At 63.7% G+C, this 26082-nt stretch carries 26 protein-coding genes, 1 tRNA gene and 2 pseudogenes; 12 read left to right on the forward strand and 17 right to left on the reverse strand.

All coding sequences use genetic code 11. From position 1 onward, the window contains the following. Nucleotides 1–21 precede the first annotated feature (21 nt). From QTI68_RS09465 to QTI68_RS09475, 3 genes are all read left to right on the forward strand, one after another. On the forward strand, nucleotides 22–282 hold the full coding sequence (locus QTI68_RS09465; RefSeq protein ID WP_286521157.1) for a hypothetical protein: 261 nt from the start codon (nucleotides 22–24) through the stop codon (nucleotides 280–282). 1260 nt (nucleotides 283–1542) lie between these two features. Continuing rightward, on the forward strand, nucleotides 1543–1839 hold the full coding sequence (locus tag QTI68_RS09470) for a dihydrofolate reductase family protein (protein ID WP_286521566.1): 297 nt from the start codon (nucleotides 1543–1545) through the stop codon (nucleotides 1837–1839). Nucleotides 1840–2593: 754 nt separating this feature from the next. Continuing rightward, nucleotides 2594–3154: a lipid-binding SYLF domain-containing protein gene (locus QTI68_RS09475; RefSeq protein WP_286521158.1), complete on the forward strand. Its 561-nt coding sequence runs from the start codon at nucleotides 2594–2596 to the stop codon at nucleotides 3152–3154. Between the two features lie 215 nt (nucleotides 3155–3369). Here QTI68_RS09475 and QTI68_RS09480 read toward each other — a convergent pair whose 3' ends face one another. The 4 genes and pseudogenes from QTI68_RS09480 to QTI68_RS09495 form a co-directional block, all read right to left on the reverse strand. Beyond that, the gene (locus tag QTI68_RS09480; RefSeq protein ID WP_286521159.1) at nucleotides 3370–3723 is read right to left on the reverse strand and encodes a hypothetical protein; all 354 of its coding nucleotides are present in this window, start codon (nucleotides 3721–3723) and stop codon (nucleotides 3370–3372) included. 26 nt (nucleotides 3724–3749) lie between these two features. Next, a complete protein-coding gene (locus tag QTI68_RS09485) occupies nucleotides 3750–4874 on the reverse strand; it encodes an AI-2E family transporter (protein ID WP_286521160.1) in 1125 nt (374 codons plus the stop codon). 371 nt (nucleotides 4875–5245) lie between these two features. Then, nucleotides 5246–6655, reverse strand: a complete 1410-nt coding sequence (locus QTI68_RS09490; protein WP_353506415.1) for a sulfatase-like hydrolase/transferase — start codon at nucleotides 6653–6655, stop codon at nucleotides 5246–5248. A gap of 13 nt (nucleotides 6656–6668) precedes the next feature. Then, a pseudogene (locus tag QTI68_RS09495) lies at nucleotides 6669–6929 on the reverse strand (IS3 family transposase); the annotation flags it as partial. A gap of 203 nt (nucleotides 6930–7132) precedes the next feature. Here QTI68_RS09495 and QTI68_RS09500 point away from each other — a divergent pair. Beyond that, nucleotides 7133–7327 carry a hypothetical protein gene (locus QTI68_RS09500; RefSeq protein WP_286521161.1) on the forward strand — a complete coding sequence of 65 codons (195 nt, stop codon included), beginning with the start codon at nucleotides 7133–7135 and terminating at the stop codon, nucleotides 7325–7327. A gap of 97 nt (nucleotides 7328–7424) precedes the next feature. Here QTI68_RS09500 and QTI68_RS09505 read toward each other — a convergent pair whose 3' ends face one another. Beyond that, nucleotides 7425–8567 (reverse strand): sensor histidine kinase, encoded by a 1143-nt coding sequence (locus QTI68_RS09505; RefSeq protein ID WP_286521163.1) that lies wholly within the window; start codon nucleotides 8565–8567, stop codon nucleotides 7425–7427. Nucleotides 8568–10254: 1687 nt separating this feature from the next. On the opposite strand from QTI68_RS09505, the gene QTI68_RS09510 reads away from it, so the two are divergent. Further along, a complete protein-coding gene (locus QTI68_RS09510) occupies nucleotides 10255–10596 on the forward strand; it encodes a PRC-barrel domain-containing protein (RefSeq protein ID WP_286521164.1) in 342 nt (113 codons plus the stop codon). A gap of 315 nt (nucleotides 10597–10911) precedes the next feature. After that, nucleotides 10912–11833, forward strand: a pseudogene (locus QTI68_RS09515) (IS630 family transposase); the annotation flags it as partial. A 30-nt stretch (nucleotides 11834–11863) separates the two neighbouring features. On the opposite strand, the gene QTI68_RS09520 reads toward QTI68_RS09515, so the two are convergent. After that, nucleotides 11864–12220 carry a hypothetical protein gene (locus QTI68_RS09520; RefSeq protein ID WP_286521589.1) on the reverse strand — a complete coding sequence of 119 codons (357 nt, stop codon included), beginning with the start codon at nucleotides 12218–12220 and terminating at the stop codon, nucleotides 11864–11866. 62 nt (nucleotides 12221–12282) lie between these two features. Here QTI68_RS09520 and QTI68_RS09525 point away from each other — a divergent pair, with 62 nt between their 5' ends. After that, complete coding sequence (locus QTI68_RS09525; protein ID WP_286521166.1) at nucleotides 12283–12528, forward strand: hypothetical protein; 246 nt, start codon at nucleotides 12283–12285, stop codon at nucleotides 12526–12528. A gap of 59 nt (nucleotides 12529–12587) precedes the next feature. Here QTI68_RS09525 and QTI68_RS09530 read toward each other — a convergent pair whose 3' ends face one another. The 4 genes from QTI68_RS09530 to QTI68_RS09545 form a co-directional block, all read right to left on the reverse strand. Continuing rightward, the gene (locus tag QTI68_RS09530; protein ID WP_286521167.1) at nucleotides 12588–12833 is read right to left on the reverse strand and encodes a hypothetical protein; all 246 of its coding nucleotides are present in this window, start codon (nucleotides 12831–12833) and stop codon (nucleotides 12588–12590) included. Nucleotides 12834–13463: 630 nt separating this feature from the next. Then, nucleotides 13464–13658, reverse strand: coding sequence for a DUF3606 domain-containing protein (locus QTI68_RS09535; RefSeq protein ID WP_353506407.1), 195 nt, complete (start codon nucleotides 13656–13658; stop codon nucleotides 13464–13466). A gap of 480 nt (nucleotides 13659–14138) precedes the next feature. Further along, nucleotides 14139–14211, reverse strand: a tRNA-Pro gene (locus QTI68_RS09540). Nucleotides 14212–14270: 59 nt separating this feature from the next. Next, on the reverse strand, nucleotides 14271–15335 hold the full coding sequence (locus QTI68_RS09545) for a site-specific integrase (RefSeq protein ID WP_286521568.1): 1065 nt from the start codon (nucleotides 15333–15335) through the stop codon (nucleotides 14271–14273). 205 nt (nucleotides 15336–15540) lie between these two features. Between QTI68_RS09545 and QTI68_RS09550 the strand changes: the two genes are divergently transcribed. Continuing rightward, nucleotides 15541–16641: a DNA-binding protein gene (locus QTI68_RS09550; RefSeq protein WP_286521168.1), complete on the forward strand. Its 1101-nt coding sequence runs from the start codon at nucleotides 15541–15543 to the stop codon at nucleotides 16639–16641. Nucleotides 16642–16950: 309 nt separating this feature from the next. On the opposite strand, the gene QTI68_RS09555 is transcribed toward QTI68_RS09550, so the two are convergent. Further along, nucleotides 16951–17970, reverse strand: a complete 1020-nt coding sequence (locus tag QTI68_RS09555) for a Bug family tripartite tricarboxylate transporter substrate binding protein (protein WP_286521169.1) — start codon at nucleotides 17968–17970, stop codon at nucleotides 16951–16953. 156 nt (nucleotides 17971–18126) lie between these two features. Here QTI68_RS09555 and QTI68_RS09560 point away from each other — a divergent pair, with 156 nt between their 5' ends. Continuing rightward, nucleotides 18127–18891 (forward strand): coiled-coil domain-containing protein, encoded by a 765-nt coding sequence (locus tag QTI68_RS09560; protein WP_286521170.1) that lies wholly within the window; start codon nucleotides 18127–18129, stop codon nucleotides 18889–18891. 383 nt (nucleotides 18892–19274) lie between these two features. Here the strand turns inward: QTI68_RS09560 and QTI68_RS09565 are convergent, their stop codons facing one another. Further along, nucleotides 19275–19733 (reverse strand): amidohydrolase family protein, encoded by a 459-nt coding sequence (locus QTI68_RS09565; protein ID WP_286521172.1) that lies wholly within the window; start codon nucleotides 19731–19733, stop codon nucleotides 19275–19277. Nucleotides 19734–19742: 9 nt separating this feature from the next. Further along, nucleotides 19743–19982 (reverse strand): hypothetical protein, encoded by a 240-nt coding sequence (locus QTI68_RS09570; protein ID WP_286521173.1) that lies wholly within the window; start codon nucleotides 19980–19982, stop codon nucleotides 19743–19745. Between the two features lie 959 nt (nucleotides 19983–20941). Here QTI68_RS09570 and QTI68_RS09575 point away from each other — a divergent pair. Then, a complete protein-coding gene (locus QTI68_RS09575; RefSeq protein WP_503011641.1) occupies nucleotides 20942–21190 on the forward strand; it encodes a hypothetical protein in 249 nt (82 codons plus the stop codon). 252 nt (nucleotides 21191–21442) lie between these two features. Here QTI68_RS09575 and QTI68_RS09580 read toward each other — a convergent pair whose 3' ends face one another. The 4 genes from QTI68_RS09580 to QTI68_RS09595 form a co-directional block, all read right to left on the reverse strand. Further along, nucleotides 21443–21952: a GNAT family N-acetyltransferase gene (locus QTI68_RS09580; RefSeq protein WP_286521175.1), complete on the reverse strand. Its 510-nt coding sequence runs from the start codon at nucleotides 21950–21952 to the stop codon at nucleotides 21443–21445. Then, nucleotides 21949–22227 carry a type II toxin-antitoxin system TacA family antitoxin gene (locus QTI68_RS09585; RefSeq protein ID WP_286521177.1) on the reverse strand — a complete coding sequence of 93 codons (279 nt, stop codon included), beginning with the start codon at nucleotides 22225–22227 and terminating at the stop codon, nucleotides 21949–21951. Before QTI68_RS09585 ends, QTI68_RS09580 begins: the two co-directional genes overlap by 4 nt. 71 nt (nucleotides 22228–22298) lie before the next feature. Next, the gene (locus QTI68_RS09590; protein ID WP_286521179.1) at nucleotides 22299–22496 is read right to left on the reverse strand and encodes a hypothetical protein; all 198 of its coding nucleotides are present in this window, start codon (nucleotides 22494–22496) and stop codon (nucleotides 22299–22301) included. Between the two features lie 417 nt (nucleotides 22497–22913). Beyond that, the gene (locus QTI68_RS09595; protein ID WP_286521180.1) at nucleotides 22914–23861 is read right to left on the reverse strand and encodes a LysR substrate-binding domain-containing protein; all 948 of its coding nucleotides are present in this window, start codon (nucleotides 23859–23861) and stop codon (nucleotides 22914–22916) included. A 74-nt stretch (nucleotides 23862–23935) separates the two neighbouring features. Here QTI68_RS09595 and QTI68_RS09600 point away from each other — a divergent pair, with 74 nt between their 5' ends. Both QTI68_RS09600 and QTI68_RS09605 read left to right on the forward strand, forming a co-directional pair. Continuing rightward, complete coding sequence (locus tag QTI68_RS09600) at nucleotides 23936–25639, forward strand: alkaline phosphatase family protein (RefSeq protein ID WP_286521181.1); 1704 nt, start codon at nucleotides 23936–23938, stop codon at nucleotides 25637–25639. Beyond that, complete coding sequence (locus QTI68_RS09605) at nucleotides 25629–26081, forward strand: cupin domain-containing protein (RefSeq protein WP_286521182.1); 453 nt, start codon at nucleotides 25629–25631, stop codon at nucleotides 26079–26081. The genes QTI68_RS09600 and QTI68_RS09605 overlap by 11 nt, the downstream gene beginning before the upstream one ends. The last annotated feature ends 1 nt before the right edge of the window (nucleotide 26082 follow it).

Below are 26082 nucleotides of genomic sequence, written 5' to 3' on the forward strand. Positions count from 1 at the left end.
AGCGACTTGGAGGTTCTGGTGATGACCAACTCTGCAGTTCATCGGTTCGAGTACGACGGCTGGAATGTGGTGGTTGAGTTAGACGGTTCGACGCTCGACGGGATCATCTCTGGGCAGGCGGATCTTCATTGGAAGGACGGCCACAAATGTCGGATAGCCCTCGCAGGCAAGCATGAAGACGGAGCGAGCGCGATCGCTTCCTTGTCCGACCGGTCGCGCGCGTTCATTGACGACTGGCGCAAGAAACGCCTCCATGGCGATTCAGTTTTTGTCGACATCTAGGGACACATCTGGGCCTCCCTCACGCATGATCGGTGCCGGCCGGTCTGCCCGATGGCCCGTAGCGGAAAATCTGGCGGCACCTCGAGGCTGGATTTGTTCGGTCCTCGCGCCCTGCAGCGACACGCCAGCTTCCAGCCCTACGTTGGTGAGCACAAAACCGACCACCGGCTGCTGTCGCCTACGAGCGATCGGGATCCGGGCTCACGCATGTTCCTGGCTGATTGCGCTAGGTTGGTTCAGGAAGAACGCATTCGATCGAGAGCTTCTCATGATCTGCTTTTTGCATCTTCAGTTTCGGCGTGACCGGCCAAGCTGGGCACTTGGACAGTGCGGACAACACGGATTTGTGTTCTCAGCCCTCTTTCTTGCCGCAGCGCTGGCGTTCGCACAGCAGCCGGCGGAGACAGTGTCGCCGCCACAGCCGGCCGAAATTTCGAAGGGTTCACCGGCGCTGCCTCCGACCGACGGAAAGGCAGCAGCCTCCAGCGGACCGGATCTACAAACTCACCCGAGCCCCGCCGCCGCCGCCAACGCGCAACGCGCCGCGCGCCAACCGGACGACCCAAGCGTTCCCGAGCGCAAGGATCTTGGCTCCACGGCCGGAGAGCCAGCCAATCGGCCGAAAGGGGCCACCGCGCCGCCGCGCTCGAATCCAACGCCGTCGCCCTGATCCCATCGCGCTTCCGGCGCGCGGGCAGAGATTCGCGCTGGACACGCGACAGAGCTGGAGGAATGCTTCAAGTATTGTCTGAGCAGGCACCGCAAAGCGCCAGGTGAGTCCTAGTCGGTTGAACGCTACTCTCGACGCCAATGTCAAGGACCACTTCCACGTGCGCTGCGGACGTTGAGCGAGCGTACTTGAAGAACTGTCATGCCCATACCCGCTGTTCGCTCATGGGACGCCCTACTGCACGAACAGCGCTCGATCGACAGCCACCTGAGCCTTCAGGGCTTTGACTTCAGAGTCGCGTCGCGAGACGATGCTCTGAGCTTCTTCGAGAAGGTCTGCGGCCCCCCCGTCACGATCAAGAGACCTTCTTGAACGCCGCCGCCAGTTTCCAGCCCAGAACCGGATCTTCGTCGTGACCGCTCAGTTCGCCAACAGCCACGGAGTCGCCCCATGAGAAAGCTCATTGCATCCACTAGGTCATGGGCCGCTCCATGAACGGCTTCGACGGCAAGGACCGCGAACTCGTGCTCGGCCACTGGACCTACGAGATCTTCGAGGCGTAGTGGCCGTACCAGCCGGCCGCTGACCCGATTGCGCAAACGCTCAATGCGGCCAAGAAGCACGTGGCCTCGCGCACGCTGAAGAAGCTGCATTGGAACAACTCGACGCTCCTGCGCGGCGACGTCATCGCGGCGGTCGCGGCGCTCAAGTCAGAGGTGGGACAAAACTTGCAGATCATCGGCAGCGGCAATCTGATCCAGACGTTGCAAGCCGCATCGCTGATCGACGAGTACAACGTGTGGACCTTCCCCGTCGTGCTCGGGCGCGGCAAGCGGCTGTTCGAAGCCGGCGCGAAGCCCGGAGCGCTGCGGCTCGTCGATTCGTAACCCTCCCGCGCGAAGCTGGCGCGCGAGGCGGGCTGACGCTTCTTCGCGACAATGCCCCTCGAAGCTTCGCGCTTCAGTGCTAGGCACTTCCCCAACCGGCTAGTGTCGGCCACAACTGGATCTTCCGGGGTAGACCAGAATTCAGCAAAACCGATCTCAGCTTCAGCGCCGCCATGGAACGTGCAGGCACGAGTACACATTGCCGGTCTGTGGCGCGTGCTTGAAATAGCAAGGTTCAGTCGAAAAATCCGAGCTGCCTCGGCCTAGTCATCCTGAGCCGCGTTTCGGAACTCAGCCATTGCGACCGCCGCAGGGTCGCAATTCTTCCGGGCAGGCCAGAGTTCGAAGGCCCAATCCAGCATGTCTGCGTACACCGCCCGCCCTTGCGTGAGACGTAACATCTCAGCGTCTCAGCCCACTCAACCATCGCGCTCCCCCCAATTCAGCGGGCATGATGCCCAGTGGCGCTGGGCGCTGCGTGCGCGGGGTTATCGGGGGCATTAAAGGCGATCAGCCCGCTCGTCAGTCTCAGCGCCCGTCAAAATCACCGCGCTCGCGTGCTATCGACGCTGCCATCGCAGCGCGATCGCATGACGGGCTACAGTCGGCTGCGCTGGACATGGATTTCCTTGGTAGCCGAGGTGACCGGATCTGTGGGAACATTCGGACGGGTCGCTCGCAGGGAGACGTGCCGCCGAGCCGGTCTCCCTCGTGCCTATGAGGCGGATTTGCATGACCGTGAAAGGAGAACGCAATGAAACGTCGCAAGCTACTCGTCGCCGGTGCATCGCTGGCATCGTTGCTGGCCCGCGGTGCCTACGCGCAGGACAACGCTGCCAAGCAGGCCGAGGTCAGGGCAAAGGCCAAGCAGGCGCTCGAGGACTTCTACAAGGCCGATGCCGAGATCAAAAGCGCGGTAGGCAAGGCGCCCGGTTACGCCGTATTCACGACTTACGGTTTGAGCTTCGGCCTTGGCGGAGCGGGCGGGAAGGGCATAGCGCACGACAGCAAGTCCAAAAAGGACACGTACATGAACATCGCCCAGGCGAGCGCAGGCCTGCAGATCGGGGCCTCCGACACGCGCTATCTCTTCGTGTTCAAGGATTCCAAGTCGCTGGCCGACTTCATCGACAACGGCTGGGATGCCTCGGCCGGCGCTGCCGCGGGCGCAGGCACCGGCAAGGACGAGGCCAACATCAAGGCGGGTGCTGTCGCGTTCTCGGGCGGCACCGCTTATGTGCTGACCAAGGCCGGCCTACAGGCGGGGGTGTCCCTCGGAGGCTCGAAGGTCTGGAAGGACAAGGACCTGAACTAGGGTTCGGACGTGAATCGCGCCGTGCGCTCGACCGCGCCGGGCGATTCATGGCATTTCCTACGGCCAGTATTCGCTCGACCTCTGGAAGGCGCTGTCGACCCCGGCATCGAGGCACGCGAAATCTACCTGCCCCGCAACCAGCTCAACATGCAGGTGCAGCCGCGGCCGGACTTGGCCCCGTCGGCGCAAGTGTTCCTCGATTGGCAGTCGGTGCGCTACCCCAGTCGCTCATCACCGGGCCGAACCAGCGCCTGTTCCACGGTGTGCAGAACGAGCCCGACAAGACCGGTGACTTCGGCCTTTCGGCGCGCTGGAGCCCCGAATGGCTCGACGGCACGGCCGGCGTCTACGGCCGCCGCACCTCCGACATCCAGCCGCAACTCGCGCTCGCCCCTGCCGTAGCCGCGCTGCCCGCAACCGCCTGCGCCCGGGCCGGACTGCGCGCGGTGGGGCCGACCAACTGCTACATCAACCCGCAGGCCGCCACCCTGGCGCAGTTGCAGGCTGGCTCGGTCGAGCTTCTCGGCCACCGCATACTCCACGTTCTGGAACCAGATGTTGGGGGTCAAGCCCGCGCTTGGCGGCCCCGAAGCAGCTACTCGGCCGCATGCGAGGCAGGCACCGCCGGCACGGTATCCGGAGGAGTCGCGACCCACCACATGAATATCTGGTAACCCAAGGCCAACAGGGTCGCGCCGACGAACATTCCCACGATACCGGCGCTGGCCAGGCCGCCTAGCGCACCAAGCAGGATCACAGGCATGGGCGCATCGACACCGCGGCCCAGCAGCAGCGGCTTCAACACGTTGTCGAGCATCCCCGCCACGAATAGCAGCACGCTGTAGAGGACCGCTCCACCGGTCCCGTAGTTCCCGCTCATCCAGATCCAGGCGATGACCGGCAAAGTGACGATAAGAGCGGGCGCCTGCGCGACGCCCAGTACAAGCACGACCATTGCGAGCACGCCTGCGAACGGAACCCCGGCGATGATCATGACCAGCCCGACCACAATGGCCTGAATGAAGGCGACACCGAGGACGCCGAGCGCCACCGCACGAATGGTCGCAGTGGAGAGTTTTGCAAACTTTTCCCCGCGCAGTGGCCCCACGATGCGGCCGAAGATGCGCCGGGTGCTTGCGGCTCCCGACTGACCAAAGGCCATGATGATCCCAGCGATGATGAATGACGCCAGGAAGAGCAGCACCGTGCCGGCGATGCTCGCCACCATGTCCAGCGCGTTCCGGGCCAGATTTCCCACCTGCGGTTGCATCCCCTGGACAACGCTCGGCAGATCCTCATGGGCCTGCGACCAGAGGCTGTGGACCCTTTCGCCGACAACGGGCCACTCGGCCACGCTGGCCGGGGGTTCGGGAATCCGCAGGGTGTCGTCGCGTACGCTGGCGACCACGCGATGCACCGAATCGCCCATGGAGGTCAACAGCACGGCAGTGGGCGCAACGATCAGCACGATGCCACCGAGCACCAACAGGCTGGCCGCCAGCCCCTGTTTTCCCCCCAGCCTCCGGGCGAACTTCTGGTGTGCTGGATAGAGAGTGACCGCCAGGATCACGGCCCAGACCATCAACGACAGGAACGGCGAAAAGATCCGGTAGCACAGCAGCGTCAAGGCCAGAATCAGGCCAGCCCTGATGAAGACGTCCAGCAGTTTCCGGGACAGGCGCGTTTCCAATTCGAGATCAGCTTCGCGGAGCGTAGTCATGGTTCGCATTCCTCTTCCGATGGGGGGGCGTCCCCTAGTTGTTTAGGGCAAGTGACCGTACCGCGGAGGACAGGCCAAGCCGCCTGATGACGCTTCTTCCGTTCTTCTTTGCTTGCTTGGTGCTGCTGTGGTCGATGTTTGTGATCCTTGAAGCGCCCACCATGATCGGGTCCGCGAGGGTATTGCAATCCGGGAATCGACGACAGGTTGGACCGGCGGCAGGTGAACTCGGTATGTGCAAAGGAACGCGATCAACGCGATAGGGCAACAATCGCCTGCCAACTCCTGGCAGGCAACGTCGGCTTTTGAAGCATCGGAGCGCTCGTTTCCTCTTTTATGGCGAGCGCAATGCTGCAAGCTTTGCCTTTCGTTCACCGCACCTCCACGGTCACTTTCTCGATCGTCCCGGTGAAGCGGCTTTTGATGCCCGCGACGTAGTCGCCCGAGACGGGCGTGTCATCGTCCTCGCCAACGTCGGCGCCCTCATCGGGCGAGATGAGGAATGGAATTGTTTTCTCGATTCGGCCTTCGGCCACCTTCTGTCCGCCGACCGACAGTGAAGCGATGCCACCTTTGCCGGGGCCGCCGCCGTCATACGCGAAGTCCAACTTGATGGTTGCCTTGCCGGGCGGAAGCGCCTGGGGAGAAGCCACTGTGTAGCGCTCGAGGCCGACCCAGTTGTAGGTGTACGTGGGCTTGCCGTCCTTCAGGTACAGGCTGAAGCCGCCGAAGCGCCCGCCTTGTGCAAAGACCACCCCCTGTGCGCCACCCGGTGGAACGTCGATCTCGGCGGTGATCGTGTTGGAGCGGTTCTTCACATTGATGAACGTGTTCTCCATCATGCCTGTCATGCCCGGGTAGAGCGTGATCGAAGTACGCGTTCCCATCAAGTCGGGCCGCCCGGCGATGGCCGCATTGAAGCGCTCGACGCCGCGGTCATCGATCGGAAGTACGTTGTACTTCGCCGCCTCTTTCAAGAAAACGGCCTGCATCTGCTTGAGTTTCGCCGGCTGCGCCGCAGCGAGATCTGTGGCAAGGCTGTAGTCGTTGCGCGCATCGAAGAGCTCCCACGTGTCCTTGTCGAGCGCCGCACGCGGCTTGGGTTCCCATGGCGCCCGGTGCACTGTGCGCGCAAGCCAGCCGTCGTGATAGATGCCGCGGTTTCCGAGGATCTCGAAATACTGCGTCGTCCGTCGGTCCTTGGCCTTCGCATCGTTGAGTGTGTAAGCCAGGCTCACGCCCTCGAACGGCTTCTGAACCGTGCCGTTGACAGACTTCGGGAACGGCAGATGTGCCGCTTCCAGCACCGTCGGCGCGAGGTCGGTGATGTACTGCCACTGGGAACGAATTTCTCCTCTCGTCTTGATCCCCTTTGGCCAGAGCACCACCATGCCGGTCTTGGTGCCGCCGTAGTCCCCAGCCACCTGCTTTGTCCAGGCGAAAGGTGCATCGCCAGCAACGGCCCAGCCGGCGGCGTAGTGTGGGTAGGTTTCGGGGCCGCCCCACTTGTCGAGGTTCTTCAACTGATTTTCGACGGTCTCCGGGACACCATTGAAGAACGTAAGTTCATTGAACAGGCCGGTCGCCCCGCCCTCGGCGCTCGCACCGTTGTCACCGGCGACGTAGATGAAGAGCGTGTTGTCCATCACGCCCAGATCCTCGATCGCCTTCACCAGGCGACCGATCTCATAGTCGGCCTGCTCGGCAAATCCCGCGAAGACTTCCATCTGGCGTGCAAACAGTCGTCGCTCATCGGGCGTCAGCTTGTCCCAATCCTTGATTCCGGCGGGCTTAGCCCAGCGCCCTCATCGTGGCAGCAATACATCGATCGTGGGCGAGGTAGTGCTCGACAGCCGCCTTCTTCTGCGCCTGCGAGAACTTCGGTTCCCGGCCTGCATAGCGCACCCGCAGGTCGAGGCGCTGCTGATACTCGCGGTACCAGCCCTTCAAAGCATTCTTGGTTGGGTAACCCAACTGTCTTATGGTGGGCCTAACCCGTTTGCCAAGCTTGATGTAAAGCTCAACGGCTCGGATTCTGTCGTCGTATGAATACATGAACTACCTCTTGGTAGTCCAAGTTTTCGTCCGCATCCCCGGTGGGTCAATTTTCGGCCGGCGCCAACACCTTACGGCAATGCGGGGCCGGGGCCACTGGCACTGGCGGCGCGCACGAGCACCATCTCTTGTGGACCCGTATGTCGTGCATGCGTCGCGAAGCAAGTTGCTTACGACACAACGTGCAAGTCTACGTGAACCCAATGGCAACCAACACACCTGGAATGGGCTCAGCATTCGACGATTGGCAGGCGCTCTCCTTAAAGTACGAGGCGGCAATTGAAGCGCTGCGTCGATGCGAACCGGGGGCTGCCGAAGCCCTCATGAAGATTTCGCGCGAGCTACAAACCTGCGAAGGCGCGAATGCAGAGAGGAGTGCTGCTGCGAAGCGCCACTGACTGGGACTTGGCCTTGATCGGGCGAGGGGCCGTATCCGACGACCGCGGTCGCACTGCCTGCGCAATTCTGGAGGCCTTGGGGAAACGGTGCGATTCGCTAATGAAGCACCCTGCGCGGAAGCTTGATGGTGAAGACGCACCCTTTCCCAGGTAGGTCTCGAACGGTCAAAACGCCCCCGTCAGCCTCCACGCTTCGGCGCGCGATGGAGAGACCGAGTCCCAACCCGCTCTTGTTCTCACCGACTTGAACAAAGGGATGGAAGATGCGTGAGGCAGCGCCTGGAGGAAGCCCCCCGCACTGGTCCTCAACGTCGAACAGGACATAGTCGCCTTCGGCGTGTGCGCTCAGTGTGACCTCGGAGTCAGTGTGGGTGAACTTCAGGGCGTTATGCAGGAGGTTGACCAAAGCCGCCAGGAGCTGCTCCCGATTGCCGGAAATGCCCAGCGCCGCATCGACATCTTGGACCGAGAGAGTGCAACCCCTCGCGCTCGCGTCGAGCGAGGCGACGTTCCTGGCCTCCGCGACCAACGATGCGACCGAAAAGGCCGTCGCCTGTGGCGCTTCGGCCGTGCCCCTGACCTGAGACAGCGACAGGTTGAGCAGGGCCGCCAACGATGTCAGGCTCCTTTTCAACACCGCCCCGGTCGAACCTCCAATGGGCAGGCGTCCCGACTCCAGCGCTGCAAACGCCAGCGATGCGGTGTGCAGGTGATTTCGCAGTTCATGCACAAGCATGCCGAGCCGCTCATTCTCCTGAGCGGACTGCTGAAGAGCGACGTTTGCGTCACGCCAGACGCTGAACTCGGTGACAGCATCAGCGATGGCGTTGTCCAGGCAGCGGTTCAACGTCCGGAACTCATCGACGGAGAACGGCGCATCGCGTTCGACTGCGAGGTCCGTGATGGCTTGGCAAAGGTCACCGTAGTCGTGCACGACCTGGTCCACCGAATAGCCAAGCCCCAGGAGCTCCTTGCCATGCGCGGCCGCGCTCAGCCCCATTTCTGACAAAGCGGCGGCGTCCCCGCCCGCGGCACCGGAAATCCGTAAGCTCTCGTCAACCTCGCCGTTGTCCTGTGCTTCCAGCGTTTGAATCAACTGGGCCAGGAACATGGGAATGCCGTTGGCGAGTTGCGCCGCAGTCGCGGCCCGCCAGGGCCGCTGCGCGACCTTGGCTTTGCACCGTGAAATCAGCTCATCCCGATTGTTTGATAGAAATCGATGCATCTGGTCCTCCGTCATGGCCCCGGTTCGACAAAGTCGAAACTGTGGGGAATGCCGGTGTCCCGTGCATCTTCACGAAGTCCTGACAATCTTCACATTCTGCGCCCTGCCTGAGCGCGATCGAACACACCTCGCGGAGAGGGCGCGTTGGGGCAGGCGACCGCTCTCTCTCACGAAGCACACGTAAGACCCCGGGGGGGAAGCAAAGTTCCGGTGGTTCTGCCCGGCGCAGTCGGCGACCTACGAGCGCAGCGGGGCTGAAACTCACATGGCCTCGGCTCGAAGCAATCCCGGCTCCGGCGCCGGACGAAGCGCCCCTGAAAAAGCCCGTCGAAGAGGGCAACCCTCAGTGGGGCGGAGGAGGAAGCACTCATCGTGAAACTAGGCCCTGAACCGGGCCTAAATGTCCCTGAAACACAAAGGCATGAACGTGCGGCCCTGAATGCATGGGGCTACCAAAAACGCCACCATGGTCGCCGGCCTATAGGCAAAGCCGCCAGTGGCGCGGCCATGGTGGTGGCCGCTTGAAATCGGCGTCTGGCTTCCGCTTCCAAGACGCGCGCTTGGTGCAGAGCGTTCTGGTCACCTCGCATCGCTTGCACCCGCAGCTCTTGGCAATTTCGGAAAAGTTCGTCGTCGGCGAGGGCTGTTGGGTCCATCACGCATTGTTGCGTGGCTCCTCGACTCCGCAATCACCCGGCGATCGGATCGATACGTTCGGACGGACTTATGTCACCCATCTGCCCGCCTGGAGTCGCCACACTCCGGCCCCGACATTCACTGTCCGCGCCCTTCGAGCGGTCGAGGCGCTCGTCAGCCGACCGAAGGGTCCGCCAGCGCCAGGCGGCGGGCTACAACCCGCTGAAGGAGAGCATCACAATCTTGGGGGTGTGCGGTGCCATCCTTGCTCCACCGCCTACGCCGCGAGCGGCACCTGGTCCCGAGCTCCGAAACCCGGATACCACCTCACACCACGGAATGGGACACGACCCGCGTTGGCGACAATGCCCACAAGCCGTATGTGGCCGCGACCATGAAATGGCGTTCAGGCCTAGGCTTCCCAACCTAAGTAGGCATCCTGGAGCGTGAGGGCATTTGCTACGCCTGGCGCTACGCTCGAAAACCCACATCTGCACGAAGCGTTTAAACCCGCGTTCGCGAGCCCTTCTTCGCGCCAGAAACGGATCCTCCATCGCGGCCGCGCAATCGGGACACTGCAGCAGCTATGGCTGCTTCTTAGGCTTCGCCTGAGCCGGTCGGGACGGTTGTTGCTGGGGCAGCTCTGCGGGTGTTGCACCGTCCGGATTCGTGCCCTTCTTGGACTCGGAACCGCCAGGCTCCGGACTGCCGGGGGATCGAACGCCCCGGCGGGGAGGTTGTGCTGAGATAGTCATGTTGATCGCTGCCATGAGCCCGAGGGGTTCCAGTATCTTCCGAGCGTGCTTTTGCCGCACCAGGAAATCTTTGACCGTTTATGTAGGTGCGGTCGCGCGACCCCCTCTCAAAGCAGGCGGTGGTCGTCGACCCAGGCCTGCACCTTGATGTTCAACAGCTGTGTGGCCTGGAAACCGGGGCACATCACCTACAGGGAGAGTGCCGACCCGCTGATCTTTGCGAGAGATTCGTCGTGCGATACGAGTTGGGCTGGGCTTTGCATTCGAGGTCGTCGCCCCCAGCGGCGCCGGCTGAACAAGGAAAGCTTCTCATGGCTATTTCCACTAACAACGTCATTTCCTCAGAACGGGTCGAAGGGACCTCGGTCTACAACGCCGGGGGTGAAAAGCTCGGCACGATCGATGATTTGATGATCGATAAAGTCTCGGGCCAGGTGCGCTACGCAGTGTTGGAGTTCGGCGGATTTCTGGGCATGGGCACAGACCGCTACCCCATCCCCTGGAACATGCTGAAGTACGACACATCCCAGGATGGCTATGTCGTGCCGTTGGATAAGGCTCAACTCGAAGGCGCACCGCGCTACGGAAGCGACGCCGTCCCTGAATACGACGACGCCTATCGAACCGGTGTGGACAAATACTACGGCCTCTGAATACTACGAGCATGCGCGTCCACCAAGCCGGACGTTTGCAAACCCCAACCGGGGCAGCCAGCGACCAGCCGAACAGCACCGCGGCATGCGTTTGACTGCAGGCAGCAAGCGGCACCTCCGGGTGCCGTTTGTCTTGGTCCAGCGCGAAAACGAAGAGGCCTTCATGTCGACGCGGCGACGCGGCAGCTATGCGCGCTCTTTTTCCGATGAGACGCAGGGCCTCCGGGCCCTGTTCACGATAGCGAGGTTATGGACCCCTGGTCGCGGCCTACGCCTAGTCGTTGAAATCGGATGTGTATGCCCATTTTGAAAGGCATGCACAGGGTGAAGTTGACGTCCGACGAGCGCGGCGAACTGGAAGCAGTGATTCGCAAGCGCAGTGGCAGTGCGGCGTTGGCGCGGCGCGCGCGTTGCGTGCTGCTGTGGGCCGACGGTGAACGTCGGGTAGACATCCGCGCCAAGCTGGCCTGCAACGACGCTTTCGTCACGCGATGGACCAAGGCGATTGAACTTCAAGGTCTCGCCGGGCTGGTGTCGCTGCACCCGGGCCGCGCGCCTGTACGGCCGGTGGCCAAGCTGGAAGCGCGGGTGCTCAACAGGACGCTCAAGCACAAGCCGAAAGATGGCTCCACGCATTGGAGCAGCCGCAAGCTCGCGGCCGAACTGGGCGACGTCTCGTTCTCTGCCGTGCAGCGCATCTGGCGCAAGCACGGACTGCAGCCGCATCGGCTGGAGCGGCACCTCGTCTCCAACGACCCCAACTTCGAGACCAAGGCTGCGGACGTGATCGGCCTGTACCTGAACCCGCCGGCGCACGCCGCCGTGTTCTGCGTGGACGAGAAGACGGCGATCCAGGCGCTCGATCGCAAGGATCGCATGCTGCCGCTGGCGCCGGGCCGTGCCGAGAGCCACGGGTTCGAGTACAAGCGCAACGGCACCCTCAGCCTGTTCGCTGCCCTGAACACCGCTACCGGTGAAGTCCTTGGCATGACCGCCCCGCGCCACATCAGCGAGCAGTTCGTCAGCTTCCTCGGCGACGTTGTCGGCACTCAGCCGCAGGGCCGCGAGATCCACGTCATCTGCGACAACGTCAGCAGCCACAAGACTGAGTTGGTCGAGGCCTTCCTGGCTGAACACCAGAACGTGCGGATCCACTACGTGGCGCAACCAGGTCGAGAACTGGTTCTCGCGCATCCAGCGCGACGTCATCAGCCGCGGCATCTTCACCTCGCTCAAGGTAGCCAGGTCAGCGAAATGCGCTAGCCGCTCAATGAACTCTGCTAGCGCGCCTGGGCAAGGTCCCGTCGCGCAGCTGGCGTTCCTGACAACTCACCAGCGCAAGCAGCTTGTCGAGGTTCTTACACGCGAGCCCCCGGCCGGCTTGCAGCGTCTGGAACTCGTTCCCGTGAATCGGGCAGACCGACAAGTTCTGCTCGAGCCACTCACGCCGCCAGATCGGCGCCGCGACGTCCAGGGGATTCACGAACACACACCGCGCGTAGTAGCAGAAGTGCTTCCTTGGTCCCTCCCAGGGCGGCGGAACCCGAATGTCTTTGATTCTGTCCCTACTGATCCTGGTCAGCGCCGCAAGGCGGTCCACCGTATGTTGCTGCAACTTCGGCATCAGCAGCCATCCTTGACCTCAACAACTGGAGCGCGTCACCGCCACCCAAAGGAAGATCCTCGATGACGCCACGAATCAATCAAAGGGCGCTCAGGTCGCTGCTGCTGCTGCTGACGCTGTGTCTGTCCGCCTGCGCGAACAGCTCGAAAGGCTCCGCACCGCCGTCCGTCGTGCTGCCAGCACGGATACCGCCGCTGTCAGCTCAGGCCCGCCAGCCGGCGATCCCATCGGAGTGCTCGCCAACGTGCTCGAGCGCGCTGACCGTCGAGCGGGAATCCTGGCTGAATACGCTGACCGAGCTCGAATAGCCGGGCTTGCCTGCGAGCGCAGCTATGACGCGCTGATACTCCAGTCAAAGCCCTGATCGTCAGCCCACCGGGTCGGCGTCTTCATCTTCGCCCAGCGCCCTCGGGCCGGTCCGCTCGTCGGACACCACCTTGAAAAGCTCCACGCATCCAGCGTCGAAGGCCTCTAGCCAGCTCGTGAACGAGGTCGCGCTGGATTCGATGTCGAGCCAGACCGATCCATCCTCTGTGCTCTCGTGGATCACCCAGTGGAAGTGGCCCGGGTCCGGCTCGTCGACGAAAACGGAGATACGCCGCAGGTGGGTCATGGCCCGTATCGTAGCCCGCTCACATTTGGGGGCGAATCCCACGTTGGGGAGGGTATTATTTTAGGATGGCGAAGCTGCTGGGAAGGGTGATCGTTGTGCTGACGTGCCTCACCGGACTAGCGTGGGCGGTGCTCATTGCTGTCCTGTGGTTCGCCCGATAGGGCCGTCTTGGCCTTCAATCGTGCCAGCGCATCCAGCTCGCCCAGCGCAGCGACCGCCATCCACGTTGGGATCGTGCCGCTCCGGAACCAAGTACACCCCCAAGTCGTACCCCAGCAAGTTGCCCTGGATTCGCGCCGAATCCCAGTCTTCGAAGACGAGGATCGTTCCATCGGGGAGGGTGAGCTTCCACATGAACGGGATGGTACTGCCCTCCCACCGATCGGCAGGCCGCCTACCTGGAGTCACCAAGCTTAGGTGGCCCTCCTTTTGCCGCTGTGCGAGTGCTTGCGCGCTTGCTTTCCGCCACGCCGCGTGAGGTGACCTTAGCCTTCGCGCGGGTCGCCGAGCCTGCTTTTGGGGTCGCCCGCTTGACCGGTTTCCGCGGCATGTCGACGAAGGACTCAATGAGGCGGACAGCGTCGGCGAACTTCGGATCACCGGCCTTCATGAGGTCGGCTTTTCGCGCGGTCATTTCTTCCGCAGGTACTCGCGTACCTTCTCGGCGCTATGGCCCACGGCTTTTACTGCTTCCCTGAGTTTCTGCTCGCTGACCTTCAGCGCTTCGGTCCAACTCCTGACTTCGTGGGGTTCCTCTAGCGCGCTCGAGGCCGGTCTTCTTGGGGTCGTCTGCCATGTGAGTCTCCAGTGACGGCGCGGGCTCACTTCGAGCCAGCACCTGGGAGATGGTCAATCATTTCCCTACGGGTGGGCGTGTGGCATTTGGCGCGTTCTGCTGACGGCCAATGCCTCACGGTCGGGGTGTTCGTCGAATGCGCGATCACGGAGTCGGGGCTAACATCCTCTCGGCAGAAGCGTAGGACTACATACAGCGGCAACGGGTCAGACGTACCCTGGAGAGTGACGGCCCGCTGACGCTGGTAGAGGACGCTGCGGCAACCCCTCATGGAAGGGGGCCTTCCTTTGATGCCGGCCGCCCCTCGCGAACTCAGGTTGCACTCAGTCGGCGCTGGGCCGATCACCGTTCGCAATCGAGCGCCCGTCAATTTGGGCGCTGCTGCCACGACGGCCGATACCCCGCGCGCTCCGTGACTCCCGTAGACACCAGACGAAAACGTAGACAAAGTCGTCCCAGAAATGAAAAGAGGACAACAGCCTTAACTGTTGTCCTCATTCATTTTTTCATGGTCGGGGCGAAAGGATTCGAACCTTCGACCCTCTGGTCCCAAACCAGACACGCGACCTTGCGTCATATCCGGTGCCTTTCGCCCGTGCCGTTTTTCGCCCCCGTCAAATTTTGATTTGGTCCGGCCGCGGTTAATCTGCGTCCATCATTCGAGCCACCGCGCTGACCTGAGCGGCCCCCGCCCTGAAGTACCCCGCCACGGTATCCGTGCTCCGATGCCCCGTCATCGCCATCGTTTCTTGCAAAGGCATGTTCTGCCGCCCGGCTTCGGTCACGAACCCCGACCGCAGCGAGTGCGCCGAGAAATCCTCTCCCACCCCTGCCCGCAGACATCGCGCTTTGACGATGTCCCGCACCGCCGTCCCCGAGAGCCCCTCGGTGCCGAGCTTGCCGTTCTTGAGGATGCGCCGGAAGAGGGGCCCCGAGCGGATTCCACTGGCCTCAAGCCAGGCGTCCAGGGCCACGGCGGCCGACCCGACGACGGGCTTCACGTCTTCCGGGCGGATCTTTCCATTGTGGTTCGTCTTCGAGCTCGCCAGCGTGTACAGATAGGCGCCTTCATCGCCGCGGTGCAGGTTCTCGAACACGGCTTCCGACACCTCCGAGCGCCGGCGCCCGCCCGAGGCCCAGGCGAAGAGGAGGAGGGCGCGGTCGCGTTTTCCTTTCAGCGAGTCGTCGCAGGCTTCCAAGACCGCCTCCAGCGGCTCCTTGGTCAGCGCCCGCTGCTTGTGGGGCAGGGCGTTGCGCTTCGCATAGGCCTTTCGGGTCTTGCTCAGCAGCGCCTTGACCGCGGGGTCCACGCATGGATTAGTTTGCTTGGAGACGTGGTGCGCCATCGAGAGCACCGAGATCCGGTGCATCAGGGTGTTCAGCGCCGGCGCGCCGAGTTTTCCCTTGAACCCGGCCTCGACCAGCGCCTGGTCGATCTCGGGCGGCAACTGGTGCTCGAGGCCCGCCTTGGTCGAGCGCTGCGCATGGTCGACGATGAACTGAACGACCACAGGGACTGCAACCGGAAGCGCCATCTGGCGCCCGTAGCGCGCGCCGAACCAGGCGGCCCAGTAGCGCATGGCGGCGCGGTACGCCAGCCGGGTGTTGTCGGATTCGCCCTCGGCCATCAGGTCGTGGGCGGCTTCCTCGGCCATCCCTGACAGCTGGCCGGGATCGAGCAGCGCATGGTCACGCTTCAGCGGCATCAAGGCCTTCAATGGCGGCACTTTTTCAGCGGATTTCATGCGAGCTCCAGCAACTGATGGGATTCACCGGCGACGACAGGCTGTCGATCCAACCCCGACTCTCTGTTATTTATTAAACATGCCATGTATGATGTACTACATACATTCTACATCACTTACGATAATCTCTTATTATCGCAAGTAAAAGACGGAGAGGAAGGCCGACATGGATCCGAAAAGTTCGAGCGACAACATTCATCCAATCCGAAGCGGCCGTGGCATCCAGGAGGCCCAAGTCTGGGAAGCGGCCGACTGGCTGCTGCAGGAAGGCCTGCGCCCGACGATCGAGCGTGTCCGCCAGAAGATCGGCAGCGGCTCGCCCAACACCGTGAGCCCGATGCTGGAGCGCTGGTTCGCCACGCTCGGCAAGCGCCTGGACGGTCATGGCGTAAGCCCGGCCGACGGCCAGGCGAACCAGCTTCCCCTGGCCGTCGTTCAGGCCGCCCAGCAGTTCTGGGACCTCGCGCGCCGCGAGGCTGATCAGGTGCAGGTTCAGAAGGCCGAAGCTGCCCGGCGCGAGCTCGATCTGCAGCGCGAAGCACTCGCCCAGAAGGAATCGGACCTGGCCCAGCGCGAGTCCTCCTTTGAGCAGGCCCGCTTCGCGCATGATGAGGCACTGGCGTCCTCTCGCCAGGCGGTCACGGCCATGGAGGCCCAGATGCACACGCAGCAGCAGGAGTCCGCTCGCCTGCTCAGCGACGCGGAAGCCGAGGTACGACGCCTGCGCAAGGCCCTGGACGAGGCCGTGGCCAGCAAGGAAGCCCTGCGCGAGACGGCGGCGATGGATCTGGTCGCTGCGCAGCGCGATGGGCGGGAAGCCGAGCAGCGTCATATCGCCCATGAGCGCCGGCTCCTGGCCGACGTCGATCGCGAGCGGGTGGCCGCGCGCCAGGCCGCTGCAGATCTCGCAAAGGAGCAGAAGGCCCGCGCAGCGGACCTCGACGCAGCACGCGCCGCGCAGGCGGCTGCACAGCAGGCGCTCCAAGCCGAGAAGGCCGCGCACCGCGATGCGGCCGCCGCCTGGTCGCGCCAGCAGCAGGAGAGCCAGGTCGAACTTGCGACCCTCCGTGAGCGTGCCACCGGTGCAGACCAGCGCGCTACGGACCTTGCCCTGCGGCTTGAGCACCTTCAAGCGCAGTCGGAGCGCGAGATCGCCTTCCTCCGAGAGAGCCATGCGTTGAGCAAGACCGCGCTAAGCCAACCGGGCGCCCAATCTGTTGTCGCCGAGAAGGCACCCATCAAGCGCGGCAAGAAAGCGTCGAAGTAGCCGATGGCTTGCAATTTCTTTCGGGTCACCAAGGGGGGACACTGTGACCCGCTAGCGTAAGACCTCGACGGGCTGAGCACTCCGACCATCGAGGTACTGCGTGATCGTGGCGGCAAGTGCCGGCCAAGCCGGTGCTGCGCGAGCTCGCCGTGCAGGTGGCCTCGTTCCGCTTTCGAGCTTGCACACCCCCACCCAGTCAAACGTCGCCTCCGAGGCGAACGGCGTCGTCTCTCGCGGCGTCTGACGGGCGCTTTTCAAACCGGCGGCCTCGACCGCATCTGAACCTCAAGCACGACACGCCGGCGTTGCCTACTCGGCGCGAATGTCGTTGCTCTTGACCACCTCGCCGAGCAGCTTGTAGTAGTCCCGGGTCAGCGCAGCGAGCTGCTCGGGCGTGCCGCCACCGGCGTCGTCGCCGCGATCGGCGATGGTCTTCTGGACATTGGGTTCCTTGAGGGCGCTGTTCATCGCCGTGTTCGCCTTCTTCACGATGTCGGGGCTCAGGCCCGGCGGGCCGTACAGACCGATGAAGGAAATGATCTGGAAGTCCTTGATGCCTGATTCGGCCGCTGTGGGCACGTCGGGAAACGCAGGCACCCGCTTGGGGCCGGTGACCATCAGCGCCTTGAGCTGACCGGACTTGAGGAAGGGCGCGACGACAGACGAGGCATCGAACATGGCGGGCACGCGGCCGGCGATCAGATCGGTCATCGCCGGGCTGCTGCCCTTGTACGGCACGTGGCTCATCTTCGGCTTGCCGATGCGCTCGCGAAACAGCTCCATCGCGGTTTGCACAAGGCTGCCGGGCCCGCCAGAGGCGTAGTCGACGGCCTTGCCCGCCTTGTCCTGCGCCTTGATCCAGGCGATGAACTCGGGGACATCCTTGACCGGCAGGCTGGTCGGCACGACCAGCATCAACGAGGAGGTCAGCAGCAGCCCGATGGGTGTCATCTTGAGCGGATCGGCCACCTGCGTGTTGCGGTACGTGTGTGGGTTCAGCACCATGTTGCTGCCGTTTCCCACCAGCAGCTTATAGCCGTCGGGCGGCGCCTTGAGCACGTAGTCGGTGGCGATGTTGCCATTGACGCCGGGCTTGTTGTCGATCACGACGCTCTGGCCCAAACTGGCCTGCATGCCGGCGGTGAGCACGCGCCCGGCGAAGTCCGTCTGTCCGCCCGGTGGATAGCCCACCACCAGCGAGACCGGCTTGGTGGGCCAGGCGCCCTGGGCGAGAGCAGATGCGGGCAGAATGCCGGCGCCGAAAGCGCCGAGCCCGTATTGCAACGCGATGCGGCGGGACAAGGTGCGCTTCGATTGGATGCTGTTCATGGGGTCTCCGATGTTGGCGGGCTGGCGGACCATCATAGGAGTGTGCGATGGGCCTCACAAGACCCGTAGCGGGTGGACGCAAGTCATCGCAACTGAATGCTCAGCCAGCCAGAAGCACGATCCTCGTTCATCAGATGGCGCCCGTGACGGAGCGGCTTGTCCAGCGAGGTCTCAACCTGCAAGTCTTCTGGCGAGGCCGATCAGGTGCAGGTCCAGAAGACCAAGGGGACCCGCCGCGAACTCGAGCTGCAGCGCATCGCCCTGGCCCAGAAGGAAGCGGACCTGCAGCAGCGTGAGACCTTCTTCGAGCAGGCCCGCGTGGCGCTCGATGAGGCGTTGGCGTCTTGGCATCAGGCGGTCACGGCCATGAAGGCCCAGATGCACGCGCAGCACCAGGAGTCCGCTCGCCTGTACAACGATTCAGAAGCAGAGGTGCGGCGCCTGCCCAAGGCGCTGGACGAGGCTGTGGCCAACAAGGGAGCCCTGCGCGAGAAGGCAGCGATGGAACTCGGCGCGCCGCAACGCGACACGAGGGAAGCCGAGGAGCGACATCTCGTCCATGAACGTCGCCTGCTCTCGGAGATTGATCGCGAGCGCATGGCGTCGCGTCAGGCCGGCGCCGAACTGGCAAAGGTTCAAAAGGCCCACGCTGCAGATGCAGAGGCCATTCGCAGCGCTCTGAACTCGGCCCAACAGACGCTTCAGGACGAGAAGACCGCACACCGCGACGCCGCTGCCACGTGGTCACGCCAGGACCAAGAGCCTCAGGTCGAACTGGCGACGCTGCGCGAGCGCGCTGCCGGTGCAGAACTGCGGGCAACCGACCTCGCCTCACAGCTTCAGCGCCTCCAAGTGCAGTCGGACCGCGAGATCACTCAGCCTCAAGAGAACAATGTGTCAACCAAGGCCGCACTTCGCTAATTAGAGGCACAACTCGCGGATGGCGAAAGAGCACCTCTAGGCCGCAGCAAGAACTCCAAAGTAGCCGCCTTGAAGCGGTCAAGGCCCTTTGAAATGCATTGCGCCTGGCAATCAGCGAATCTATCCACCAATGCAACTAGTAGGTGCGCGACGCCGCAGCGTCATGAGTACGGATCTCGTTCGGTTGATCGACAGGTTTCTCTCCAGCTTGCCCGTCCGGCGGAAGTCCGAGAGCTGCTGACGAATTCACGGTCCCACACTGGTACTCGCCGTGGGCGGCGTCGAACAGGGCGCCCGAACCGACAATCAATCGATGGACGACCGCGGCGAAGCATCTGAGCCAGTCGGGCATGATCTCGCGTCAGTCCATTGCGCCAGACGAGTCAGGCATCGACCAAGTCCAGCCGATAGAGTCGCACAGCGTTTTCATGGAAGAGCGCCTTCTTCTGCTCGCAAGTAGCGCCGGCGGCGAGCCGCTTGAAGGCGTTCCAGACCACCCCATAGCCGGCAGCGCTTCGATCGACCGGAAAATTGCTCTCGAACAGGCAGCGCTGCGGACCGAAGAGGTCGAGCACCGGCTCGACCACCGGTTTCCAAGCGTCGGCCAGCTGCCGCGACGATGGCGGCGTCGGTCGGCCCGCGAAGTCGAAGCCGAACACGGCCGTTCCCAGTCCGCCGACCTTCACGGCAACGTTGGGGCACTGCGCGAGGCGTTGCATCCATGGCCGCCACTCCTGCAGCGCCGCCCCCTGCCGCCCCTCGTAGCCAGAAACCCCCAGCAGCCCTCCGACGTGATCGAGGATGAGCGGAATGCGCGGGAAAGTCGTCGCCAGCTCCAACACGTCCTCGAGCTACGTGTGATAGATCCAGGCGTCGAAGCTCAGGCCATGCCGTTCCAGGCATGCATAGCCTTCGCGAAACGCAGGGTCCGCATACAGGCGCGGCATCGAGCGCGCGAGCACGCCGTGCTTGAAGTCGGCGTGGTACGCGCCGCTGTTGCGCACGCCGCGAAAACGTCCTTCGGCGGCACCGATCTGCGCGGCCAGCACCTCGTCGACGGCTTCGTGTCCGAGGAAGCGCGCGAGCAGCAACAGCCGGTCGTATTTCGCTAGGTCGAATGGATCACTCGGTCCGCGGCCAGCCACTGAAAGACTGTGCGCCGCGATATGCCGGGTCGCGCGGCCGCGCTTGTAATCGGTCGCCCTAGGTGGAGGAGTTCACGAGCCCGGCAACGACCGCCTCTCGCCGCCGAGCGCGCTCCCACTGCGCGTCCGTAGCCAGCGCAACGTTCGAGAGCGTCGTCCCGGTAGAAGCAGACAGCGATGCTAGGGCACCTAGTTCCGACGCCGAGGTTGTTCTCAAGATGCCGTTGGCAAGGACGCGAACGACGACGCTGCCGTCGGGTTCAACGCAAACGATCGCCACCAGTCTATCGGCGGCGACCGCAACAAGGTCAGGAAGCGCCCGGAAATTACCCATCTCCATCAACTCGCAAGTGAGTGCGAGTATGGTGACAGATTGAAGGGGTTAAGCGCAAGAGCGTGCCATTGAAAGGGCCAAGAATCCGGCGGCCGGGCCGACCTCAAATCGCAGGTGTGAGCAGCGCTCGCCTTGAAAGCTGTGCATCAAGGCTCTCCATGATCTGGCGCCGAGACAATGGAAGAGGAAAAGTGACAGATTGAAGGGAAACCGACAGCACGCGCAGCGGCAGGAATTCGCTCGCGTGCTCAGTGAATCGCAGGCCGAGGTGCGGCTCTTGCCCAAGTCTCGCGCCGAAGCCCTCGCAGGGATGCGCTCCGCGAGAAGGCGGCAATGGGACTTCAGGCCCCGCAGCGCGCTGCCAGCGAAGCCGAGAATCGCCACCTAGCGCACTACGCCGCCTCCTCTCCGACATCGATCGCTAGCGCATGAAGCCGCTCCAGGCCAATGCCGAGCTCGCCAAGTAGCAAAAAGCGCACGCTACCGACATCGAGGCGGCGGGCACGGCTCCGAGTACCGTGCAGCAGGCGCTACAGGACGAGAGGAATGCACACGGCGATGCAGCAGCGGGTTGGTCAATGCGGCACCAAGGGGCGCGCACGCCCACTCGCACGCAACGCAGGACGACATCGGCAAACCCGGCGCGCCGGCGCGCGTGAGGCGCACGATCGCGGTCGACATGAGCGACGGCATGCGCTTCACGCCTGCCTCGATCGAGGCGCGCGCGGGCGAGACCGCGGCGAGATCGTTTGGCAGTTCACGCGCGGCGGGCAAGTTGACTTCCGCTGCCTGCAGCCCGGGCATTTCAATGCTGGGATGAAGGGGCGGTGGTCGTGCGGCGGGCGAGTCGCGGCATTCCATGACCAAGTTCCAAAGTAGACCAGCCGTTCATCACGTAAGGCGCCGATGTCAGCTTTCGGCGATCGCCGTCATTCGGCAGCCAAATTCGAAGGACAGCAGACATGAAGGGTTGTGAGACATTCGCTCCACTGCCCTAGCGTGAAGCATGGGGCCCGATAAGCAGCGCGTTATCGCGCCCAAGGTTGTCGCAAAAATTAAGCCTGATTGGCGTTTATGCCAATTCCTTGACCTTCGCCAGCGGAAGGAACAGCGTCAACGGTGTGCTCGGCATTGCAATGAATCCATGGTGTCGATAGAACGATGCTGCGAAGTCATCCTTGGCATCCACGACCAGGGCATAGGCGGCGATCTCCGCGCGTGCCGCCCTGCCCAATGCGTCGGCCAGCAGGGCGGCACCCAGGCCTACGCCGTTGAAGGCCTTTGCAACCGCTAGCCTGCCCATGCGAACCACGGGCACAGAGGGATATCGCGGCAGCTTCTTTCCAGTGGTCGCTGGCAGGTCATGGAGAAGCACACTAGAGGATGCCAGGGTGTAGTAGCCCGCGATGTGCTGAACGTTGTCACCAGGCACCGCCACGAAGCAAGCGGCGATGCGGCGGCGAACGTCCTGCGTGGCCTGCTGCTGTAGGTAGCGGTTCAGCGCTGCCGAATCGCTGTCGAAGCTAGCGCGGTCATGCGATGGATCCAGCAAGGCAACACGAAACGGCGCAGCCTTGCTCATTCAGCGCGCAGCAGTTTGCGATGACGGGTGAATGCACGTTTCAGAGCCGGCGTGGCCTTGGGGGGAGACAGCATCGCCTGGGCGAAGCATTCCTGGTCGGCCAGCGAAAGACGGATCACTTCGGCTTCGGTGATGGCGTTCTGCGCGGCGTCCTGCACCGCCGCAACTACGAAGTCAGTCATGGTGCGCCCCTGCAACTCGGACGCGCGCTTCAGCATCGCATGCAGGTCGGTGCTGATGCGGGCTTCTAGGCGGGCAGTAGAGGCGGATGTCATGGCGGTACTCTCCAAGGTTGAGCGGTATTGTACGGCAAATTGCCGGTTATGGCCGACTCACAGGCAGATGTTCAACGAATCAGGCGACCCAGGTCGAGCTTGCGACCTCGCGAGAGCGCGCCGCCTGCGCGGAGCAGCGGGCTGACGACCTCGCTTTTCAGCTGCAGCGCCAGCAGGCGCAGGCATAGCGTGAAATTGCGCAATTGCGAGAGAGCCAAGTGGCGGCGTCGGCCGCGTTGTGTCAGCTCGAGGCCCGCCGTGAAGCGCACGCTGAAAAGCCCCAGCCCGGCCGGTCTCATTGAGGCAAGAAGGCATCCGAATGATCAAGCCCCCCGACCACGACCAACCGAAATCGCATCCTGGCGATCGCCCAGGGCAAGGGCGACGACGGCGGCTGCGCTGCGCCAGTTCGAGGCTTGGAGGTGGACCAACCGCCCCCATCGCCGGTCCGCCGCTGGAAACCGTCGAAGTGAGTGCCCTTCTCGAGATTTGCAGCTGAGCCGGTCCCGCGGTACCGGAGCAATCACCTTGCAGGAAGCGGCAGCCAAGATCTTCGCCCGTCTGGCTGCACAGCGAACCGGTTCGACGCCTGCGCCTATGCCGCGTGCAACCTGTCCTCTTGGACCGCCGGCCTTGAGCCGGTTGCGGACCTCGCTCTCTCTCACTTTCCGCCGTCGCGCCCCAAGTCAGGCTTGTGTCGTACGCAAGTCGCGGGCTTCCGCGACGAACGCTTCGAGCAGCCGCTGCGCCGGTAAGGTCAAAGGCGTGTCGGCGCGATGCAGAGCGTAGGTCGTGGTGTTGGGCAGTGCGTCCACGATCGGCAACTGGACGAAGTCCATGCGGGGGCCATAGCGGTCGAAGAAGCCCTTGGGCATGATCGCGATCACGTCGAGCCTGGGTACCAGGGCCAGCAGTGTGGAGAAGGACTCGCATTCCAGGCGAACCTGCGGCATGCGTCCGCCCTCCGCGCCGAAGCGCAGGTTGTGCGGATCGCCGGGCCCACCCGCCGGGCCGGTGAGCACCCAGGCGGCGTCGATCAGGTCGGCGAGCATCTTGGCGCGCGCCAGGGGATGGCTGCGACGCGCGACGACGACCGCCTGGCTGTCGAAGAGTGGCTGAACGACCAGGTCGCGTCCGACGCCCTCGGTGGGCAAGGGGCCCAGCGCCATGTCGAGCTCGCCAGCACGAACCTGCTCCAGCGCTCTGGGGTAAAGCGCGTCGCGCAGGCGAAGCCTGACCTGGGGCCATCTCGCGCCGAAGCGGTCCACTGCGCCGGGCGCCAGAAGGATCGCCGCCACCGGCGAAACGCCCACCGTCACCTGCGCCTCCGCATGCCGCAAGTGCCATGCGACTTCCTCCCGCGCCCGTTCGAGCTCGCGCACGACGGTCGCAGCGCGCGCGGCGATCAGTTCGCCGGCTGGTGCCAGTCGCACGCCTTTAGGCGAGCGCACCACCAGCTCGGTACCGAACTCATCCTCGAGCTGGCGCAGCGCCTTGGTCAGCGCGGGCTGGGAAACGTTGAGGAGTTGAGCGGAGGCGCGCAGGCTCCCGGTCTTTGCAAGGGTCAGAAGCAGGTGTAGGTGCTGCAGCCGCAAGGTAGGGCCTCCGATGCGATAACCCATGGTAATCGACATCAGAACATGTGATGCGACTTCTCGCGGAGCTGCAACTACGATCACTTATCCCCACCGTATCACTGGAGTGCCGCATGACCCGCCGCGTGAAGAACATCCTCTTCGTCATGTGCGATCAGCTTCGGGCCGACCACCTTTCCTGCTTCGGCCACCCGACGCTGAAGACGCCGAACCTCGACGCGCTGGCGGCGCGTGGCGTGATCTTCGACCGGGCCTACGTGCAGTCGCCAGTGTGCGGGCCGTCGCGCATGAGCTACTACACCGGCCGCTACGTCCACTCGCACGGCGCAAGCTGGAACTTCGTCCCCCTCAAGGCCGGCGAGATGACGATCGGCGATCACTTGCGTCCTCTGGGCGTGCGCTCGGTGCTGGTCGGCAAGACTCACATGCGGGCCGACCTGGCGGGCATGTCGCGCCTGGGGATCGACCCCGCGTCGACCATCGGCATACGCATCGCCGAGTGCGGTTTCGACCCCTACGAGCGCGACGACGGCATCCATCCCTATTCCGGCCACGACCCTGACCCGAACTACAACGACTACTTGCGAAAGCAGGGATTCGGCGGCGATAACCCTTGGGAGAGCTGGGCCAATTCGACGGTCGACGACGAGGGCCGGATCCGTTCGGGCTGGTTCCTGAAGTACTCGAACCGTGCGGCCCGCGTCCCCGACGAGCACTCCGAGACGCCCTACATCACGCGCCGGGCCATGGACTTCATCGCCGAGGCCGGCGAGCAGCCGTGGTGCATGCACCTGTCGTACATCAAGCCGCATTGGCCGTACATCGTCCCCGAGCCCTACGCCAGCATGTACAAGCCCGAAGACGCGCTGCCGGTGGTGCGCTCGGAAGGCGAGCGGCAAGACCCGCATCCCGTGTATGGCGCGATGATGAACCACCGCGTTTCGCGGACCTTCTCGCGCGAAGGCGTGCGCGACGCCGTGATGCCCGGCTATATGGGCCTGATCAAGCAGATCGACGACCAACTCGGCGAACTGTTCCGCTTCATGGAAGCGCGCGGCCTGATGGAGACGACCATGATCGTCTTCACCTCCGACCATGGCGACTACCTGGGCGACCACTGGATGGGCGAGAAGGACCTGTTCCACGAGCCGGTCATCCGCGCCCCACTGATCGTCTACGACCCCGACCCGCGCGCCGACGCGACACGAGGCACGCGCTGCGACGCGCTCGTCGAAGCGGTCGACATCGCGCCGACCTTCCTCGATGCCTGCGGCGGCGTCGCGGTGCCGCACGTGATGGACGGCTGCTCGCTGCGGCCGCTTCTGTTCGGCAAGCGCCCGGGCGACTGGCGCGAGCATGTGGTGTGCGAGTACGACTACGCCTTTCAGGATTCCCGCATCGAGCTGGGCACACCGTCGCGCGATGCGTGGCTGCGCATGATCTTCGACGGCCGTTGGAAGTATGTGCTAGCCGAGGGCTACCGCCCCATGCTCTTCGACCTCGCTTCCGACCCGCACGAGTTTGTCGACCTCGGCGCTGCGCCCGAGTACGAGCACGAGCGGCAGCGCCTGCACGAAGCGCTGTTCCGCTGGGCGCGTCAGCCGCGACAGCGCGTGACGATTCCCGACGGCGCCATCGAGTCAATGGAGATCCAGCCGCGCATCTCGGAGGGCGGCATCCTGATCGGCTACTGGGACGAGGAAGACCTCGCCGAGGCGCGCAAGCACTTCAAGCCGCGTTTCGCATCGACCAACCCGCTGGTGAAGCCCACGCTTGACCGCCTCGTCCACCCCGAAGGAGCCACCCATGACCAGTGAAACCCCCGACATCACGCGCGCGCAGACCGGCATCGACGGCGTCTCGTGGAACATCCTCGGCCAGGTGTACGTGCCCAAGCAGGCAAGCGACGACAGCTTTTCCTGGCATGCGACCTTCCCGGTGGAGACCTTCGTGCCGCCGCACGTGCATCCCTACCAGGACGAGTACATCTTCGTGCTGGACGGCCGCATCGACCTGCTGCTGGCCGGCAAGAAGACGTCGGCGGGCGCGGGCGACCTGGTGCGCATGCCGCGCGGGATTCCGCATGCCTTCTTCAACAACACGGGCGAGCCCGTGACGGCGCTGTTCTGGGCGACGCCGGCCGGCAGGCTGCAGGAGCTCTATCGGCGCATCCACAACATGTCGAGTCCGGCCGAAGTGGTCGCCGCGGCCCGCGAGTACGACGTCCTCTTTGCACCGCCCGTTTCATCGGCGGCATGAA

The sequence above is a fragment of the Variovorax sp. J31P207 genome, assembly GCF_030316965.1.
GTDB classification, from domain to species: Bacteria; Pseudomonadota; Gammaproteobacteria; order Burkholderiales; family Burkholderiaceae_C; genus Variovorax; species Variovorax ginsengisoli_B.

What these genes read in the sequence shown, in the direction of transcription:
- QTI68_RS09465 (WP_286521157.1), top strand. Translation starts at nt 22, where the DNA reads ATGACCAACTCTGCAGTTCATCGGTTCGAGTACGACGGCTGGAATGTG.
- QTI68_RS09475 (WP_286521158.1), top strand. Translation starts at nt 2,594, where the DNA reads ATGAAACGTCGCAAGCTACTCGTCGCCGGTGCATCGCTGGCATCGTTG.
- QTI68_RS09485 (WP_286521160.1), bottom strand. Translation starts at nt 4,874, where the DNA reads ATGACTACGCTCCGCGAAGCTGATCTCGAATTGGAAACGCGCCTGTCC.
- QTI68_RS09500 (WP_286521161.1), top strand. Translation starts at nt 7,133, where the DNA reads ATGGCAACCAACACACCTGGAATGGGCTCAGCATTCGACGATTGGCAG.
- QTI68_RS09505 (WP_286521163.1), bottom strand. Translation starts at nt 8,567, where the DNA reads ATGACGGAGGACCAGATGCATCGATTTCTATCAAACAATCGGGATGAG.
- QTI68_RS09510 (WP_286521164.1), top strand. Translation starts at nt 10,255, where the DNA reads ATGGCTATTTCCACTAACAACGTCATTTCCTCAGAACGGGTCGAAGGG.
- QTI68_RS09520 (WP_286521589.1), bottom strand. Translation starts at nt 12,220, where the DNA reads ATGCCGAAGTTGCAGCAACATACGGTGGACCGCCTTGCGGCGCTGACC.
- QTI68_RS09525 (WP_286521166.1), top strand. Translation starts at nt 12,283, where the DNA reads ATGACGCCACGAATCAATCAAAGGGCGCTCAGGTCGCTGCTGCTGCTG.
- QTI68_RS09530 (WP_286521167.1), bottom strand. Translation starts at nt 12,833, where the DNA reads ATGACCCACCTGCGGCGTATCTCCGTTTTCGTCGACGAGCCGGACCCG.
- QTI68_RS09545 (WP_286521568.1), bottom strand. Translation starts at nt 15,335, where the DNA reads ATGCCGCTGAAGCGTGACCATGCGCTGCTCGATCCCGGCCAGCTGTCA.
- QTI68_RS09550 (WP_286521168.1), top strand. Translation starts at nt 15,541, where the DNA reads ATGGATCCGAAAAGTTCGAGCGACAACATTCATCCAATCCGAAGCGGC.
- QTI68_RS09555 (WP_286521169.1), bottom strand. Translation starts at nt 17,970, where the DNA reads ATGAACAGCATCCAATCGAAGCGCACCTTGTCCCGCCGCATCGCGTTG.
- QTI68_RS09580 (WP_286521175.1), bottom strand. Translation starts at nt 21,952, where the DNA reads ATGAGCAAGGCTGCGCCGTTTCGTGTTGCCTTGCTGGATCCATCGCAT.
- QTI68_RS09585 (WP_286521177.1), bottom strand. Translation starts at nt 22,227, where the DNA reads ATGACATCCGCCTCTACTGCCCGCCTAGAAGCCCGCATCAGCACCGAC.
- QTI68_RS09595 (WP_286521180.1), bottom strand. Translation starts at nt 23,861, where the DNA reads ATGTCGATTACCATGGGTTATCGCATCGGAGGCCCTACCTTGCGGCTG.
- QTI68_RS09600 (WP_286521181.1), top strand. Translation starts at nt 23,936, where the DNA reads ATGACCCGCCGCGTGAAGAACATCCTCTTCGTCATGTGCGATCAGCTT.
- QTI68_RS09605 (WP_286521182.1), top strand. Translation starts at nt 25,629, where the DNA reads ATGACCAGTGAAACCCCCGACATCACGCGCGCGCAGACCGGCATCGAC.